This is a genomic window from Streptomyces sp. YS-3 (assembly GCF_045257485.1).
GTDB lineage: Bacteria > Actinomycetota > Actinomycetes > Streptomycetales > Streptomycetaceae > Streptomyces.
Genome location: NZ_JBJHPC010000965.1, coordinates 1 through 1541 on the forward strand (window position 1 = coordinate 1; position 1541 = coordinate 1541).

Annotated in this window: 1 protein-coding gene; it reads right to left on the reverse strand. The window is 75.7% G+C overall.

What is annotated here, in order from left to right; genetic code table 11:
• Positions 1-14 precede the first annotated feature (14 nt).
• Positions 15-1541, reverse strand: a 1527-nt coding sequence (locus ACJA3G_RS36740; protein WP_406557353.1) for an AMP-binding protein, incomplete at its 5' end; no start/stop codon positions are given.

Sequence of the window (1541 nt, forward strand, 5' to 3'; positions counted from 1 at the left end):
GGGGGACTGGATCATCACGACTCCGTGGAGAGAGGGGCGGTGGCGGCGAGGGCGTCGGCCTGGTCGGCGAGTACGGGGTTGCGGAAGAGCACCTTCAGCGGCGGGCGGGCGCCCAGGTGCGGCTCCAGCCAGGCCGCCAGCTCGGCGGCCAGCAGCGAGTGGCCCCCGATGTGGAAGAAGTGGGAGCCCGTGTCGAAGCGGTTGTGGCCCAGGACCTCGCGCCAGCCGTTCACCAGCAGGGCCGTCATCGTGTCGTCCGGCACGGCGACGGTCTCCGCGTCCCCGGCGGAGCTCCCGGCTCCGGGCGCGGCCGGGGCCGCCGGGTCGAGCGCGACCGCGCGGCGGGTGAGGACCGTGCGGTCCGGCTTGCCGCCCGCGAGGGTCGGCATCGTCTCCAGGCGGGCCCACCGGGCGGGCACCAGGGCCCCGGGCAGCCGCCCGCTCAACTCGGTGTGCAGCGCCTTCTCGTCCACGTCGGAGAGGCCGGCGCCGTCCTCGAAGAAGCCGACGAGCCGGGGCGCGGCGGGGCTCTCCGCGTCCAGGACGACGGCGCAGGACCGCCCGCCGAGCGCGGCGGAGGCCGCCGCCTCGATCTCCTCCAGCTCGATGCGGTACCCGCGCAGCTTGACCTGGTTGTCGCGACGGCCGAGGAAGTACAGCAGACCGTCCAGGCCGCGGTACCCGAGGTCACCCGTGAGGTAGACCCGCTCCCCGCCGAGCGCGTCCACGGTGCGGAACCGGGCGGCCGTCACCTCCGCGTTGCCGGGGTAGCCCTCGGCCAGGCCGGGCCCGGCGATGGCCAGTTCACCGACGGCGCCGTCGGGCAGCGGGCGGTGGTGGGCGTCCAGGACGTGGACGCGCTCGCCGGGCAGTTCGGTGCCGAGCGGGATCTCGGCGCCCTCGGCCAGGGCCTCGCGCGCGACCTCGTGGACGGTGGAGGTGATGGCCGCCTCGGTGACGCCGTACGCGTTGAGGACGGTGGCGTCGGTGTCGGCCAGGATGCCGCGCAGGGTCTCGGCGGGCAGGCGCTCGCCGCCCAGGACCAGCAGCCGGGGCGTCCAGCTCTCCTCGCGCAGTGCGGGGCGCAACTCCTCGCGGGTGGCCAGGAAGTAGCTGGTGGGAAGGTTGGCGACGGTGACCCGGGCGGCGGCGAGGAGCTCGGTGAGCTCGGTTCCGGTGGGCACCTCGTGCTCGGGGATCACCAGGCAGGCGCCCGCGTGGAGGGTGGGCAGCACCTCCTCCAGCGCCACGTCGAAGGAGGGCTGCGCGAACATCAGGACGCGGTCGGCGCTGGTCAGGGCGAACCGGTCGGCGGTCGCGGTCAGATGGTGCTCCAGGGCCGTGCGGCCGACGGCGACCGGCTTGGGCGTTCCGGTGGAGCCGGAGGTGTGGATGACGTAGGTGGCACCGGGCAGGACGTCGGCCGCGTGGGCGCGGGGCAGCACGGGCGCGTCGATCCGGGCCGTGGGCAGGCCGTCGGGCAGGTCGGGGCCGCCCTCGGCGGTCAGCACGAGCGCCGGGGCGAGCCGCTGGAGCAGCAG